At 54.5% G+C, this 13,637-nt stretch carries 19 protein-coding genes; 9 read left to right on the forward strand and 10 right to left on the reverse strand.

From position 1 onward, the window contains the following. Positions 1-130: 130 nt before the first annotated feature. The 4 genes from EGH25_RS10605 to EGH25_RS10620 all read left to right on the forward strand — a co-directional run bounded on the left by EGH25_RS10605 (position 131) and on the right by EGH25_RS10620 (position 3,301). Positions 131-1,435, forward strand: a complete 1,305-nt coding sequence (locus tag EGH25_RS10605) for an AAA family ATPase (protein ID WP_266088390.1) — start codon at positions 131-133, stop codon at positions 1,433-1,435. Between the two features lie 313 nt (positions 1,436-1,748). Beyond that, entirely contained in the window at positions 1,749-2,069 is a 321-nt protein-coding gene (locus EGH25_RS10610) for a hypothetical protein (RefSeq protein WP_266088392.1), read from the forward strand. Positions 2,070-2,459: 390 nt separating this feature from the next. Then, positions 2,460-2,780 carry a hypothetical protein gene (locus EGH25_RS10615; protein WP_266088394.1) on the forward strand — a complete coding sequence of 107 codons (321 nt, stop codon included), beginning with the start codon at positions 2,460-2,462 and terminating at the stop codon, positions 2,778-2,780. Positions 2,781-2,785: 5 nt separating this feature from the next. Continuing rightward, positions 2,786-3,301 (forward strand): PDDEXK family nuclease, encoded by a 516-nt coding sequence (locus EGH25_RS10620; RefSeq protein ID WP_266088396.1) that lies wholly within the window; start codon positions 2,786-2,788, stop codon positions 3,299-3,301. Here the strand turns inward: EGH25_RS10620 and EGH25_RS10625 are convergent. From EGH25_RS10625 to EGH25_RS10655, 8 genes are all read right to left on the reverse strand, one after another. Further along, the gene (locus EGH25_RS10625; protein ID WP_266088398.1) at positions 3,290-3,466 is read right to left on the reverse strand and encodes a hypothetical protein; all 177 of its coding nucleotides are present in this window, start codon (positions 3,464-3,466) and stop codon (positions 3,290-3,292) included. The two genes, EGH25_RS10620 and EGH25_RS10625, sit on opposite strands and share 12 nt — an antisense overlap. Positions 3,467-3,579: 113 nt before the next feature. After that, positions 3,580-4,290 carry a CPBP family intramembrane glutamic endopeptidase gene (locus tag EGH25_RS10630; protein WP_266088400.1) on the reverse strand — a complete coding sequence of 237 codons (711 nt, stop codon included), beginning with the start codon at positions 4,288-4,290 and terminating at the stop codon, positions 3,580-3,582. Next, positions 4,287-5,018, reverse strand: a complete 732-nt coding sequence (locus EGH25_RS10635) for a DUF1405 domain-containing protein (protein ID WP_266088476.1) — start codon at positions 5,016-5,018, stop codon at positions 4,287-4,289. Before EGH25_RS10635 ends, EGH25_RS10630 begins: the two co-directional genes overlap by 4 nt. A gap of 5 nt (positions 5,019-5,023) precedes the next feature. Continuing rightward, a complete protein-coding gene (locus EGH25_RS10640; RefSeq protein WP_266088402.1) occupies positions 5,024-5,488 on the reverse strand; it encodes a hypothetical protein in 465 nt (154 codons plus the stop codon). Positions 5,489-5,490: 2 nt separating this feature from the next. Then, the gene (locus EGH25_RS10645; protein ID WP_266088404.1) at positions 5,491-6,540 is read right to left on the reverse strand and encodes a DUF63 family protein; all 1,050 of its coding nucleotides are present in this window, start codon (positions 6,538-6,540) and stop codon (positions 5,491-5,493) included. Then, positions 6,489-6,713, reverse strand: a complete 225-nt coding sequence (locus EGH25_RS12325; protein ID WP_420841102.1) for a DUF7123 family protein — start codon at positions 6,711-6,713, stop codon at positions 6,489-6,491. Before EGH25_RS12325 ends, EGH25_RS10645 begins: the two co-directional genes overlap by 52 nt. Positions 6,714-6,730: 17 nt before the next feature. Further along, positions 6,731-9,337, reverse strand: a complete 2,607-nt coding sequence (locus tag EGH25_RS10650; RefSeq protein WP_266088406.1) for a heavy metal translocating P-type ATPase — start codon at positions 9,335-9,337, stop codon at positions 6,731-6,733. A 94-nt stretch (positions 9,338-9,431) separates the two neighbouring features. Beyond that, complete coding sequence (locus EGH25_RS10655; protein WP_266088408.1) at positions 9,432-10,022, reverse strand: AsnC family transcriptional regulator; 591 nt, start codon at positions 10,020-10,022, stop codon at positions 9,432-9,434. 134 nt (positions 10,023-10,156) lie between these two features. On the opposite strand from EGH25_RS10655, the gene EGH25_RS10660 reads away from it, so the two are divergent. Next, a complete protein-coding gene (locus tag EGH25_RS10660) occupies positions 10,157-10,354 on the forward strand; it encodes a heavy-metal-associated domain-containing protein (protein ID WP_123538924.1) in 198 nt (65 codons plus the stop codon). A gap of 55 nt (positions 10,355-10,409) precedes the next feature. Here EGH25_RS10660 and EGH25_RS10665 read toward each other — a convergent pair whose 3' ends face one another. Then, positions 10,410-10,985 carry a S16 family serine protease gene (locus tag EGH25_RS10665; protein WP_266088412.1) on the reverse strand — a complete coding sequence of 192 codons (576 nt, stop codon included), beginning with the start codon at positions 10,983-10,985 and terminating at the stop codon, positions 10,410-10,412. Between the two features lie 367 nt (positions 10,986-11,352). Here EGH25_RS10665 and EGH25_RS10670 point away from each other — a divergent pair, with 367 nt between their 5' ends. Then, the gene (locus EGH25_RS10670) at positions 11,353-11,835 is read left to right on the forward strand and encodes a hypothetical protein (RefSeq protein ID WP_206425147.1); all 483 of its coding nucleotides are present in this window, start codon (positions 11,353-11,355) and stop codon (positions 11,833-11,835) included. A gap of 24 nt (positions 11,836-11,859) precedes the next feature. On the opposite strand, the gene EGH25_RS10675 is transcribed toward EGH25_RS10670, so the two are convergent. Beyond that, complete coding sequence (locus EGH25_RS10675) at positions 11,860-12,474, reverse strand: cupredoxin domain-containing protein (protein ID WP_123538926.1); 615 nt, start codon at positions 12,472-12,474, stop codon at positions 11,860-11,862. A 164-nt stretch (positions 12,475-12,638) separates the two neighbouring features. Here EGH25_RS10675 and EGH25_RS10680 point away from each other — a divergent pair, with 164 nt between their 5' ends. From EGH25_RS10680 to EGH25_RS12330, 3 genes are read left to right on the forward strand one after another with little or no spacing between them, the layout of a single operon-like run. Further along, positions 12,639-12,989: a winged helix-turn-helix domain-containing protein gene (locus EGH25_RS10680; protein WP_123538927.1), complete on the forward strand. Its 351-nt coding sequence runs from the start codon at positions 12,639-12,641 to the stop codon at positions 12,987-12,989. Positions 12,990-12,991: 2 nt separating this feature from the next. Then, a complete protein-coding gene (locus tag EGH25_RS10685; RefSeq protein ID WP_123538928.1) occupies positions 12,992-13,291 on the forward strand; it encodes a DUF7521 family protein in 300 nt (99 codons plus the stop codon). Continuing rightward, positions 13,288-13,563, forward strand: coding sequence for a DUF7521 family protein (locus tag EGH25_RS12330; RefSeq protein WP_123538929.1), 276 nt, complete (start codon positions 13,288-13,290; stop codon positions 13,561-13,563). The genes EGH25_RS10685 and EGH25_RS12330 overlap by 4 nt, the downstream gene beginning before the upstream one ends. Positions 13,564-13,637: the final 74 nt, after the last annotated feature.

The following is a 13,637-nucleotide window of genomic DNA, read 5'->3' on the forward strand; positions in this document are numbered from 1 at the left end:
TCGAAAGGGGTGTGTACAAATAGAACATATCGAAAAGGGTGTGTACATATCGAAAGGGGTGGGGGTTATTCGAAAGGGGTATTTAAAGAAGCAGGGAAAAACTAATACTATCCTACTTCATTTTATCGTTATGACCGAAGACGATCTCAACCCAATCGAAAGTATTCTTCTGGAAGAGGGTGAGAAAGAATCCAAACTAATCGAAAACAGAAAACTTCTCGATCCTACCTACATCGTCGATGAAGATAGGATAGTAGGAAGGGACGAACAATTAAACAAAGTCGCGAGAGCTCTAAGAGTCATCCTTGAAGGAGACCGAGCAGCTAACCTCTTCCTCTACGGACCTTCTGGAACCGGAAAGTCACTGATAACAAAAGCCGTCTGTAGAAACCTCAAAAACCTCTCTGAAGATAACGGAATACGTCTAGGAACAGTCGAAATGAACTGTCGTAACCTAAAGACTCTAGACACGGCAGTCCACGAGATGGGGGAAGAAACAGCTAAAGAAGCAGGTACCGACTACGACGTCCCTCGACGGGGATACTCTACAGAATACAAGTACGACAAACTCTTCGAGTTAGTCGAAGAAAACTTTGACTCTCTTATCTATATCTTCAACGAACTTGATATGCTATCGGGTAGATCTGACAAAGACGAACCTGCTTTCTCCCGTCTTCTATACACTCTCTCCAGGCTAGAGGAAACTAGATCTCTTTCTACCAACGTAACTACGATAGCTATCTCGAACGACACCCGCCTCATGGACCAGATAGACAGCAGAGCAGAAAGCACATTCTCTCCCGAAGAGATCCATTTCGATGACTATGACGCCAACCAACTTCGTTCTATACTTGACCGTCGACGAGATGCTTTTCGAGAAGGTGTTCTCTCAGAGAGTACCCTACCTTTGGCTGCCGCTCTCGCAGCTCAAGACCACGGAGACGCGAGGAAGGCTATAGATCTCCTCCGTATCTCCGGCGACATGGCTGAATTGGATAACGAACAAGAAGTAACTGAAGAACACGTCAAACGAGCCCAGAAAAAGATAGAGGAAAGCCGAGTTCTCGAGGTCATAAGAGGTCTTTCTCCCCAGAAGAAGTATAGCCTGTACTCGACGGCTAAGGTCGCGAGTATGGCCGAAAACAGGACCGCTCGGAGTGTAGAAGGATATCGGGTCTACCAGCATATGATGGATGAGATAGATGCTGACAAGCGGATTAAAGAGACTTACACGAACAAGCTGAAGGAACTCTCGACTTACTCTCTGTTGAACTGGGAACGGAACAGCGAGGGACCTTCCTCCGGTGCGTTCTTAGAGTTCAAATTCGAGACTGATTTGGACGCTATCGTGGAGACGTTAGAACAGGAGGAGTGGTACAATAGGCTCGACGAGAGTCGGTTACGCCAGACTATACGAGAGAGCTTCACCCGCTGAACTTTGAACTCGCCGACATCCAGAACATATCGAAAAGGGTGTGTACAAGTCGAAAGGGGTGGGGGTTATTCGAAATACCCCCCGACAATTCGAAAAGGGTGTTTCTTTTTTATTCTCTGGTTTGCCGTCGACTCGGAGAGTTCTTATACTGATGTTAGGGGACTCTGCCTCACTCAGTTCCCTCACTCTATTTCTTACCTAACACACTCTCTTACAAATCGGGTTAATGTTTGGTAAGACTACTGGCCTCTACCCTAGAACGCTCTGATCACCGTGGAAACTACTATACCCTTACTTTGATTATTCGTATGAGATGACAGATGATGAACTGAAGATAGAGTTACGCAAGAGTACAGAACCATCGAAAAACGTCGAAGAGAGGTGGGAACGACTGAAAACCAAGGCTAATGCACTCGAGTGGGAAGACAAAGTAGACGTAGCAAAATCTCGGAAGGGTACACCAAAGGTAATAAATATAGATGTAGCAGAGAGCCGAGGGAATACATCTGAATCGAACTCATATCAAAGAGCGAAAGAGTGGATGAACTGGGCGTCGGAAAGAGGACTAAATACTCGGATAAAAGAGAAAGAAGACCACCGGGGTCGTTTACAGATGAGACAGCAGAATGCCTGACCCTTTAGGGTCAGGATGAATACGTCATGCTATTTGACTTAACCAATTTGTATGCCTTAACCGGATATTCAGCACAAAGAATATATTGCTCAAATGTATATTGGATGTAACCGCCGTAACATTAGGTTGACGTAAGCGGAAACTCGCAGGCTGAACAACCTGCCGTCGGGCAAGGTCTTCGACCTTGCGAAGACACGCTCACCATGAGTGGGGAGATAGGCACGTTTGACCGTGCTGTACGGGCTGTAAACCACGCCTTCGGTAATAATTAGGCGGGAACCTACGACACGGCTTCCGAAAGGAAACTTGACCGTTAGGAAACGCCCAACCTTAATTTCCGCTTCGCGGATTCCTCCGTCTTCAGGCGGAGGAGGAGGTCAATACAAATCGATGGTCAATGCCTTCTCCGACCTCGCCATTTGGGAGCCTGATGAAGACCTCCAGAGTAACTACGTCTCTTTCATGGAATTGAATGAGGAGATACGGGATATACTCTCAGACTATACTGATGAAGACATTCATTTATGGGATATAGAGCACGCATTCTGGTTCTGGCAGCAACGCGAAAAGTTCGAAGAGGACGCAGAAGAGAAAGAGTCTGTAACAGGCGGTACTTCGGTAGGGGTGACTAAGCCGAAGACTATCCCTGATAGCTATATTCCGCCGATAGTGTCTGTCCTACCCGAGTTGTCGCGAGGGAAGACGGAATAGCAGAGATGACAGGACAGAGTGTTGAGAACCTCTTTGAGAACCGTCTCGCGAAGTGTTTTGAAATGCTGGGTTTCGAGGTCGATAACTTGGGTCAGGGTAGAGGTCGGCGTCCTGATGGGATAGCGAAAAACGAGAAGGATAGATATGCGATAATCTATGACGCGAAGTCGACCGAAGACAGCTTCTCGTTGAATACCGCGCAGGAGAGGAAGTTCCAGGACTATATCAACCGTGAAGTTCCGAAGTTGCGTCGACAGGGGTTCCAGAACGTCTACTTTGCTGTCATTTCGAGTGAGTTTGACGGTGAGGCTAAGGAAGTAATCAAGAGCTTGAAGATAGATACGGATATCCAGGAGGTACTGTTGATGGAAGCGGAGGCTCTGCTGAAGATACTGGAGAAAGATCTCCGAGACGTAGAGTTTGATTTGGGCTCTGGATACGACCGAGCCGGCTTCCAAGATATCCTGACGGAAAGTGGTATACTCGATACGGGTAAGGTACAGGAAGAGTTAGGAGTCTGAATCTTCCTTTGTGTCCACAGAGAATATATCCCCATTTTCCTCGACCACGTTCATCATGCCTCCTGCGTTCATCTGGGTTTCATCCATAAGTATCTCCTCTAACTTCTTCTGTAAGTCTCGTGCCTGAGCTTCGGAGAGCCAGATCTCATCTTCTTCAATCATCATATGAATCTGCTTTCCCTCCTCAGTTGGTATGAAACCCCCTAGTAGCAATATTTTTCTCTTTGTCAGTTAGTGACGGATATGCGCGGAAATTCTCTGAATCCATTAGAATCTGGTTAGCTAGACAACTGAAAGTACCTTACGGACCACAACGCCCCGTGAATGAGGGCTGGGACAGCGAGGTTATCCGTGAGTTCGTATGCCACCCCGAGCACGAGTGCAAGGGTGAAGACCACACCGATGTACACGAATTTCCCGTTTCCTTGAAGGGAGAAGACGTGTACCATCGCAAAGATGAGGCTGGCCAAGATGATTGCCCGAGCCGGGTGGAAGGATTCTCGCAACGTCCCCTGGATGACCCCTCGGTGCAGAAGTTCTTCACCGGGACCGACCAACAGGAACGAGAGTGGGATCAGTACCAGGAAGACAGCTGGGGCTTCTTGGCCGACCTCGATGATCTGATTGGTGGCCTGCTCGAATCCGAGATACGCGATAATCGCTGAGAGCGCGCGAACCGTAATCAGTAGCGAGATGAGTCCTCCGATGAACCATCCGATATCTCGTCGTGTCGGAATACGTAGTTGAATGAAGCCTACACCTCGTTCGCTGATCCGTAAATAGATGAGCGCGACGCCTCCGAACGCCACCCCCTGGAGTAATACCGTGCTCAGGCCGAGACGCAACGCTGGTCGATTCTGGAGCTGAACTCCGACCAGAGAGAGCAACTGTGACACGACCGTTAGGAGCAGCGCTCCAGCTACGAGACTCCCGAATCCGATCCCGATGGTTACTCCCACGGCACGGAGCCGTTCTTGCAGTGTCGTCATGACTCACCCCCTCCGTCAGGTCTGTCGTTTGGTGGGTCGCCTCCAAGCGGGGCGGGAGACCGTTGAACTTCGACTTTCTTCACCCGTGTGGCGAGGGCCAGGAACGTCGCCGCGAGTGTAAGCGTGACTGCTGCCGCTGCGGCGAGATCGTGGGCTCGTAGTGAATGGTCAAGTGTCGTGCCGACGAGTTCGGCCCGAAGAAACGTGTGATGGAACTCTCCGACGAGGGGCGCAAAGTAGTCCACGACGTCGTTAAGTCCGTACCAAACGGTGGCGACAGCGACCGCACCGACCGGAAATTCGGCATAGCGATAGATCAGGAACGACTGCAGACTCATCGCAAGATGGCTCACAATGAGGAACCAGTAGAGCCAGGGTTCGATGCCGCCCGCCCCATTGAGAAACAGCTGGACGAACGGCGTCCAGAGGCCGAGCTTGATGTTTCCGAAGAAGGCGAGCATGTGGAGCCATTCGACATCGTAGTCCAATTTCCACGCGGCAAGGCTGAGCGCGATGAACAGCGTCGCTCCGGGACTATCGGGAACGAACGGCCACATCACGAGTGGGGTCTGTGCGAACTGGAAGCGATAGTACCAGAATCCGAACGCGGTCCCCGCGAGATTGATCGCCACTATAACCCACGCGTAGTGGAGTGCGAGGTCCTCGAGACGCTGTGGGAGTGGTGCTACGTAGGCAGGTAGACGAGCTGACCGTGTTGGAGATGACATAACGTTCACATCCCGGAATCGTCTGTGCTTCGATTCGTCATAATGAGCCCGCTGATGAGCATCAGGAATGCCAGGGCGACCATCCCGAGATCCCATCCCATTCCTGCGGTCATCGTCGAACCCATGCTTCCCTCCATACCACCGTTTATCCCTGATTCCATACCGCCGCTCATTCCCATCCCCCAGTTTGAGCTTCCGGTGATTCCTACCAGAACCTGATTAAGCAACATTAGCAGCGAATAAGCGATCATTAGCGGACCGCTCGCAGTTCCTAGTCGGTCTGCGTAGGGCGTCAGCAACACAACACCATGAACAACGACAACCACACCGAGGATCGCCATCAAGAGGCCACTATTCGAACTCATCATCCCGCTACTGCCAGTCACCGAGAGTAGCGAATAGAGTCCCGAAACTAGGGCGATTGCCGCACCGTACTGCCGTGTCGTAGTGTTCGTATTCATCGAGTCCATTGTTAGACCCCGAGCATCATCCGAAGTGACCCGCGTACACCCATCGGGAGCCCGATCGCCCCGATGAAGAACGTCATAAGCCACCACCACGTGTGATTCATCTCGTCTTTCGCATCAGCGAGATACCATACGATGCCGACAGTCACGACGAGCTTAAGGACGAACGTCGATCCGGAGAATCCAGTCGCCTGGTACACGAGATTCGTGACGACCAGCTTGGGAGAGTAGCCGAGGAACGTCACACCGATGAGATTCTGCGCCCCGTCCCACACCTGGCCAAAGACGGCCAGCAGAATTAGCGGGTTTCGAAGGTGTGCGACATTAGCGAAACTCGCACCCCAGTAGTAGAGTGCGGTCACGCCGAGAGCAATCCCCGTCGTCGCGACAGGAACCCACAGGCGGAGCGGGGTCGACGTCGAGAGACCGTGCCAAACTGCCCACCCGACGGCACCGACAGCCCACACCGACCCGACAAGCCCGACTGTTAGCGGGATCGAAGCGACATCCATGTCACGCACGAGTGCACCGACGCCGAGCGCGAGGACGGTAACGGCTGTGACGACGAAGTAAATCGACGGCGTGATGAACCACACTGCGTAGTCCCCGAGCAGGCCAATGTCTTCGAGGGCGCGCATCGCCCCGCCGGCGATAATTATCGGGGCAAATCCGTAGGCAAGTCGTGCGTCGAACGTAACGTCGAGCTGGTCGAGATATGCCCGTAGTCCAGGGAGGCTGTACACGACCGCCGCGAGATAGGTCACCGTATTTACAGCGTTGTATCCCCGGACAGCACGAATTCCCTCGTGCGTGACTGGCTGACTAGCCGCATCGGCGATGACTGGCCCCCAGAGGTACTGCCAGATGAACCGGTCGTAGACCAGCGTGGGGAATACGAGGAGGCCCGCCCCGACAAGGACGAGCGGGGCGAGCAGATACAGTGTCCACCATTCACGTGTGCCGGTCTCCGGCAGGGCAGTCTCTACGCGTCGCGTGACAGTACTCACGACTCGTTCACCTCCAAGCGCCACGTTGTACTCTTTGAGCGCCCCCATTGTTCGAGTGAAACAGATGAGAGGTCGTCTTGGAGCTGGCTGAGATACTGTGCGACAGCTTTGGGCGAGCCATCGATGTCACTGGCGATCTCACGAGCCCGAAGGTATGTCGGTTCTGTACTGGCCGTTTCGACGAGATACCTCCGGACGGTTTTGCGGGAAATATTCGACATTGATATAGAGGTAGCGGTTAGCGAAGGAACCCGAGGAGCTTGTAGTCGTGATCGGGCGTGTATCGACGGAATAGCAGGCTGTTCGTCAGTACCGACACGCTGGAGAACGCCATCGCTGCTGCAGCGAGCACTGGCTGCAGGAGGCCGAGAGATGCTAACGGAATCATCGACGTATTGTACCCCAGCGCCCACACGAGGTTCTGCTTGATTTTCTTAAGTGTCGCGTCCGAGATACGGATCGCCTTCACCACATCGAGCGGGTCGTCGCGCATCAGCGTGACGTCCGCAGCCTCGATGGCGACGTCCGTGCCCGAGCCGATGGCTGTCCCGACGTGTGCGACCGCGAGTGCCGGCGCGTCGTTGACGCCATCTCCGACCATCATCGCCTGCCGGCCCTCGTCTTGAATACTGTCGACTGCGTTGGACTTGTCCTCTGGGAGGACCTCTGCACGGACGTTCTCCGGATCGATGCCGACCTGTTTGGCGACTGCACGGGCAGTTCGCTCGTTGTCGCCCGTAATCATCATCACGTCGACGCCGCGCTCCTGAAGGGCTGTGACAGCCTGTTTGGAGCTTTCTTTCACTGTGTCGGCGTCGGCGACCACACCCACGAGTTCGCCCTCATAGGCAACGAGCATCGCCGTTTTCCCCTCATTTTCGAGGCGTTCCATCGTCTCTTCGGCGGGAGACGGGTCGATGCCGTTGTCCCGCAGCAGCTTGCGGTTACCGACTAGTACCTCGCTGTCACCAACGACTGCTTTGATGCCGTGACCGGGGACGTTCTCGAAGTCGTCGGGCTCAGTCACGTCTAGTCCGCGTTCTTCAGCCCCTTCGACGATTGCTTGGGCAAGCGGGTGTTCGCTGCCGCTTTCGGCTATCGCCGCCAGCCGAAGCACATCATCCTCAGAGAGGCGCTCACGAGTGCTGAGCTGTCCACCATCTGGTGCCGGCTCACCTCCATCAGTCACCGCATTTCCATCGCTATCGAAGACGACCACGTCGGTGAGTTCCATCTCACCCTCGGTGAGCGTACCCGTTTTGTCGAAGACGACTGTATCGACGTCCTTGGCGCGTTCGAGGATATCACCGCCTTTGAACAGGACGCCGTTCTGCGCACCAATCGTCGTCCCAACCATCGTGGCAGCCGGGGTTGCAAGCCCGAGCGCACAGGGACAGGCGATGAGCACTGAGGACGCGAAGACAATGATCGCGAATTCGAAGACCGAAACAGTCCCGCCGACCGGCGCGGGCCCGCCAGCGACCTGCCCCCACAGCGGGAGCCAGTCGACGAAGCCAGCGAGCGCTTCGGGGAAGAGGAACCAGGCGATACTCCACAGGAGGGCGTTCGCGATGACCACGGGCACGAAGTACGCTGAGATACGATCCGCGAGGTTCTGGATATCAGGCTGGCTCGACTGTGCTTCCTTGACAGTCTGCACGATCTGCTGGAGCGCCGTATCCTCGCCGACCTTCGTCGCTTCCATGACAAGGACCCCGTTCTCGTTAATCGTCGAGCCGACAACCTCATCGCCTTCCTCTTTCTCGACAGGGACAGACTCTCCAGTGACCATCGACTCGTCAACGGCGGACTGACCATCGACAACGACACCATCTGTTGGGATTTTCTCACCTGGACGGACTTTCAACCGGTCACCCGTTGTGACATCTTCAAGCGGAACTTCTTCTTCACTGCCGTCCTCGCGGACAATAGTCGCCGTTTCGGCTTCCATTTCGAGGAGCTTCCGGAGGGCCTCGCCAGCTTGACTCTTCGACCGAGCTTCGAGGTAGTTACCCAAGGTGATGAACACAAGGATGAGGGCTGCCGTGTCGAAGTAGAGCCCACCCGCGATGAGCTCGGCAAGGACTGCCACAGAGTATAGATACGCCGTGGTCGAGCCGAGGGCGATCAGTACGTCCATGTTGGCGCGGCCGTTCTTCACCACCGCCTTATAGGAGTTCTTGTAGAACGGCCATCCGAGAAGCGCCTGCACCGGTGTTGCGAGGAGGAACTCGACCCAGCCGAGTTCCACGCCGAAGACGGTCTCGGGGACGATGGTGCCGCCGAGGAGGTAACTGTCGATGAGGAAGAACAGCAGCGGCGCCGACAACACTGCCCCAAACAGGGTCAGTCTGAGTTGCTTCCGGGTCTCGGCCTGCCGGGCAGCATCACGTGCGTCTTGGCCCGACTCTTTGTCGTCCCTATCTTCGCGGACGGGCGAGTAGCCAGCGTCCTCGATGGCATCGTACATCGCATCGAGTGACGCCTCCGCAGGGTTGTACGTGACCTGCGCTTCATCGGTGGCGTAATTGACCTCCGCGTTAATGACACCTGGTGTGCTCTCGAGAGCGGTTTCGTTGGTCTCGGCGCAGTTAGCACAGGTCATATCGGAGATGGCAACCGTCACCGTCTCCGAGACTGCGCCGTAGCCGGACTCATCGATCGCGTCATAGATTTCTTGGAGCGATACCTCGTCGGGGTCGTAGGTGACGGACCCCTCGTCGGTGGCGAAGTTCGCATCCGCCTCCGATACTCCGTCAAGGGATTCGAGAGTGTCCTGGATTGTCGCCGAGCAGTTGGCGCAGGACATCCCCGTGATGTCGAGATGAGTTGTTCGGCTTGTCATGCTCGTTCTACTATACGGGGTCTATGTTTAGGCGGTTTACTGTTGCGAGATGGTGGTTATCGACCCCAATGAAATTTGGAATCCAAAGAGCGTACTATACTCCCTCTTCGAGCCGCTGATAGCGGTCTTCAAATCGTGCGAGACAAGACGGACAACAGAAGTGATAGATCTCCCCATCGATGCGCGTCGTCTCACCTTCATTGTCGACGGTATTGTTGCATTCGGTACAGTTGAGGGCAAATTCGACGCCGTCAATTGAAGGTGTCCATTCAGTTTCGTCGATCAAGGTGACTGAATATCCCGATATCTCAAGACCATCAAAAAGGCTGTCTACCCACTGGCGGACGTTCTGTGCCTCAACACGGGCATAGAACCAGAGATCGCCTTCGGCTGTCGCAAAGACGTGTTCGATGCCATCCGATCCGCGAACTCGCGTGCGGGCCTCCTCGAGTGATCCCGGTTCGATTTCGGCTTGAATGAACACAGGAACCCCGGCCCGAAGGTGCGCCCGGTTTACGTCGATTGTGAAATTGTTGATAATATCTGCTTCCTGTAATCGTTTGACCCGGTCGGAAACAGCTGGGCCTGATAAATCAACTTCTTCCCCGATCGCACTGAATGGACGGCGGGCGTTTTCGGCCAGTAACGAGAGTATCTCCAGATCGGTTTCGTCCAGATTGCGCATACTACTGCCTCATTACGCTGGATACATTATTGTTACGCACTATAAACTTTGGAAGGTTGGGATTAGGGGTGGAGAATACATTTGCTTCTAAGTGGAAAACCACATAGAAGCACATCCTCTATCTGTAGATGGCTATGAGCCAGACCATCACCGTCGAAGGGATGACCTGTGAACACTGCGAACAGACCGTCGAAGACGCACTTGAAGATGTCAAGGGCGTTTCCGCGGCGACTGCTGATCGAAACGCCGAGTCTGCGACGATCGAGGGGTCCGCTGATTCAGATACACTCGTCAGCTCCGTCAAGGACGCTGGATACGACGCGTCTGCGTAATCCGACCACGCCACAACTGAAGGGCAGCGACACTCTGTCACAGCGGAATATACCGTTAGAACAGTCGATCGAGTACGTCTGAGACCGATTCAACCGGTGTCAGACGAACCCCCTCGATAGTTCCGCCTGAATCGGCACCGCTCGGAACGACTAATTCGGTCGCTCCGAACGCCCGAGCACTCCGGGCTTTTGCTTCGATTCCGCCAACTGGAAGCAGGTGTCCATTGTCGTCAACGATTCCAGTAATGAGTGTCTCAGACGACAACGGCTGCTGACGGAGACCAGCGATAAGTGCGACTGTGAGGCCAGCCTCCCAACTTTTCCCCTGGAGTGCAAGGGTGTCGGACTCGGGTGACACGAACGATACGTGTATGGCTATATCTGCCAACGATCGTCCGGTGAGACGAGTCGCAGTTTGCTTTGCTTCGTCAAGTGCGCGCTGGAGGTCGTGTCGAAGTTCAATCCCGTTCAGATTGACGAACAACTCACCATCGCCAGCAGCGAATTTGAAGGTGGTCTCGACGACAAGGCCAGCGCCATCTGCGTCCACCGCTGGAAGATAGTACCGAGTATCCAACGGGGTCGTCGCCCCACCTGCCAGTGTCGCCAGCGACTGGAAGCCTGTATCCATTCGAGTAAGGGTGACTGTTGCCCCGACACCGCTTATCGATCCAAGACCAACTCCAGCAAGAAACGCCCGTCGGGAGAGGACCTCCCGCTCAATACGATCAACGATGTCGCCACTAGGCCCAGATGCGGAATCGCATGTGTCGCCTTGTTCTGAGGAGCCCATGCTGGAATAGCTTATTGTGGCAGATGACAGATCCTGTGGTAACAGGTAACACGCGTATGGGTATAAGAGTGGTGTCGTCAGGGTGCCGAGGCAAAACAACTGTCACTGCGAGAAAGTCCCCATGACTATCTTGTTGGACCGCTATTGGTCGAGCGTGTCCGCTCGGTACCGGTCGCTCTTCGGGCTCGCGACTTTCAGTGCTCTAGTGACAGCCCTCGGTGTTTTAATCGCCTATCGGGTTGAACTCGTACTACTATCAGCGACAACTTCTCGACTCTGGATGTGGCTCGCTGGCTTCATCGAGGAAGCGTTCGTCAGATTGCTCCCTTTGATACTCGTCTTTTACGTCTGGAGCTACGCCCGAGATCGATTGCTCTCAAAAACTGAGGGACTCCTTGCAACTGTCGCATCTGGACTCACCGTTGGTGGGTTAGAACTGGTCCTCAAACTCGAGTATCTGTCCCGTCTCGAAAGGACCGCCCAGTTCGATTCCATACTCCTCCCCCTACTATTCGTTCATCTTCCGTTCGCGCTGCTGGCAGGACGCTTCGTTTACACACTCGGCGAGCGAATCCACGGAACCGATACCGTTGGGTTACCGTCTCTATCCCGGAGAACTCTCGGTTTACTTCTGGGGGGCTATCTCGTCCTTGGGCTGGCTCACGTCGTGTTCAATCTCCTCATCTAATAAAGAACGTAGTCGAAGTGGTAATTAGTGGTCGTCGCCGAGCGCCGTCCGAACTATCTCATTCAGCTCGGTGAGTTTCTCGCGGACGGTCTCCGGTTTATCAGCGGGCGGGTCTTCGAGCGCGACCTGTTCGTGCGGGTCCGGATCACCGACAATAACGCTCCCGAGCATGCCGAGCGACTCGTGGGGCGTACAGTAGTAGTGGTAGACACCTTCGGTCTCGAAGGTGTGCTCGAACGTCGCGCCTTCCTCCGAGCGAAGGCCACTATCCCATGATGCAGCCCCATCAGGAACGAGCTGGGGTTGGTCGTTGTCTGGATGGTAGGCCGTCGTCGAGTGGCTGCCGCTCTCATTGGTCCACGTGACCGTCCCGCCGACATTAACGCGGACGACGTGCGGTTCGAAGTGATACCCCCCGTCCTCGGTGATCATGGAGACATCAACCGAATCGCTCGGTGCACCGACAGCTTCATCGTGGCCACCTTCATCGTTGTGCCCCGATTCACCGCCGTCCTCGGTGTGGCTTCCCTCTTCAGTACTTGTGGAGGTACTGTCTGCCCCGCCGCCACTATCGTCTGTTTGCGTCCCGGTACATCCCGCGAGCCCAACGACAGCTGCACCGCCGGTCAATTGGAGCATCCGCCGACGCGTTAGTCCTGAATTAGTTGTCATAGCGTGGGTCACCTCACAGATGGACGTATGAGAGCTGTGGAAAAAGGTGGAAGACCTGTTTTGCACGCCACGCAAATCTGGCTGTTACTTACGTCTCGGCGGGAAAGCATCTGGTATTGCGAGGAATAGCTGTGTCCACGGACGACAGCGCTGACGAACTGTTGGAGCTCCTCGGAGAGGAGCGGGTTCGTCAGATTCTGGCCGCGACGAGCCGTGAACCACTCTCGGCGAAGGAATTGAGTGAAGAGTGCGACGTTGCTCTTTCGACGATTTATCGCCGAGTCGAGGATATGGTTGCCCACGACCTGCTCGTCGAACGGACACAGATGGAGGCCGACGGGAGCCATCATAGCGTCTATGAAGCGAACGTCGACCACCTCAACGTCGACGTCGAAGATGGAACCATCGCCGTGAAGATGCACGTTCGTGAGGACGCCGCACAGCGGTTCTCGCGGATCTGGAGCGACATCCGGGACACCTAATCATGCACATCGAACTCGTCATCGCAAAGCTCGTCACAGTCGGACTGGGACTGCTAATAACGTACCAAGCGTTTCGTGGGTACAGAGTCCACGGTAGCGAACCGATGCTGTACGTCGCTATCGGGTTCCTTTTCATCAGTGTCGGGTCCGTAATCGAAGGCATCCTCTTCGACGTCGTCGGGCTGTCCATCTTCGTGGCCGGGACGATTCAGACTGCTATTGTCGCGGTGGGCATGCTTATCATCCTCTACTCGTTATACGGACGAATGTCTCAACCGACAGATGGAGGGGGTGACTCATGACTAGTGGGTGGGAAGTTACGCTAATTGGAGTCCGTGTCTTTCTCCTCTTATTGGGCGTTGCGACGACAACAATCAGTTTTCGCGCCTATCGTCAGGAACAGACTCGATACTTACGTGATGCAACGATCGGCTTCGGATTCATTACACTCGGCGTCCTCATAGAGGGGTTTCTCTATCAATTTTCAGCATTAACACTCACACAGGTTCATATCGCTGAATCCGTCGCGTTGGTATGTGGATTCACTGTCCTCCTCTGGTCTTTTATTCGGTGAGTCCAGGGACATCCTCACAGAAAACTGAATCCTGATTCCCATCGAATCGGATTCGGGGGGAGATTGATATCGTT

Origin of the sequence: Halorutilus salinus (assembly GCF_026242195.1) — an archaeon.
GTDB lineage: Archaea > Halobacteriota > Halobacteria > Halobacteriales > Halorutilaceae > Halorutilus > Halorutilus salinus.

What these genes read in the sequence shown, in the direction of transcription:
- EGH25_RS10615 (WP_266088394.1), top strand. Translation starts at nt 2,460, where the DNA reads ATGGTCAATGCCTTCTCCGACCTCGCCATTTGGGAGCCTGATGAAGAC.
- EGH25_RS10685 (WP_123538928.1), top strand. Translation starts at nt 12,992, where the DNA reads ATGCACATCGAACTCGTCATCGCAAAGCTCGTCACAGTCGGACTGGGA.
- EGH25_RS10640 (WP_266088402.1), bottom strand. Translation starts at nt 5,488, where the DNA reads ATGGACTCGATGAATACGAACACTACGACACGGCAGTACGGTGCGGCA.
- EGH25_RS10635 (WP_266088476.1), bottom strand. Translation starts at nt 5,018, where the DNA reads ATGTCATCTCCAACACGGTCAGCTCGTCTACCTGCCTACGTAGCACCA.
- EGH25_RS10620 (WP_266088396.1), top strand. Translation starts at nt 2,786, where the DNA reads ATGACAGGACAGAGTGTTGAGAACCTCTTTGAGAACCGTCTCGCGAAG.
- EGH25_RS10660 (WP_123538924.1), top strand. Translation starts at nt 10,157, where the DNA reads ATGAGCCAGACCATCACCGTCGAAGGGATGACCTGTGAACACTGCGAA.
- EGH25_RS12325 (WP_420841102.1), bottom strand. Translation starts at nt 6,713, where the DNA reads ATGTCGAATATTTCCCGCAAAACCGTCCGGAGGTATCTCGTCGAAACG.
- EGH25_RS10625 (WP_266088398.1), bottom strand. Translation starts at nt 3,466, where the DNA reads ATGATGATTGAAGAAGATGAGATCTGGCTCTCCGAAGCTCAGGCACGA.
- EGH25_RS10650 (WP_266088406.1), bottom strand. Translation starts at nt 9,337, where the DNA reads ATGACAAGCCGAACAACTCATCTCGACATCACGGGGATGTCCTGCGCC.
- EGH25_RS10655 (WP_266088408.1), bottom strand. Translation starts at nt 10,022, where the DNA reads ATGCGCAATCTGGACGAAACCGATCTGGAGATACTCTCGTTACTGGCC.
- EGH25_RS10630 (WP_266088400.1), bottom strand. Translation starts at nt 4,290, where the DNA reads ATGACGACACTGCAAGAACGGCTCCGTGCCGTGGGAGTAACCATCGGG.
- EGH25_RS10645 (WP_266088404.1), bottom strand. Translation starts at nt 6,540, where the DNA reads ATGGGGGCGCTCAAAGAGTACAACGTGGCGCTTGGAGGTGAACGAGTC.
- EGH25_RS12330 (WP_123538929.1), top strand. Translation starts at nt 13,288, where the DNA reads ATGACTAGTGGGTGGGAAGTTACGCTAATTGGAGTCCGTGTCTTTCTC.
- EGH25_RS10675 (WP_123538926.1), bottom strand. Translation starts at nt 12,474, where the DNA reads ATGCTCCAATTGACCGGCGGTGCAGCTGTCGTTGGGCTCGCGGGATGT.
- EGH25_RS10610 (WP_266088392.1), top strand. Translation starts at nt 1,749, where the DNA reads ATGACAGATGATGAACTGAAGATAGAGTTACGCAAGAGTACAGAACCA.
- EGH25_RS10605 (WP_266088390.1), top strand. Translation starts at nt 131, where the DNA reads ATGACCGAAGACGATCTCAACCCAATCGAAAGTATTCTTCTGGAAGAG.
- EGH25_RS10665 (WP_266088412.1), bottom strand. Translation starts at nt 10,985, where the DNA reads ATGGATACAGGCTTCCAGTCGCTGGCGACACTGGCAGGTGGGGCGACG.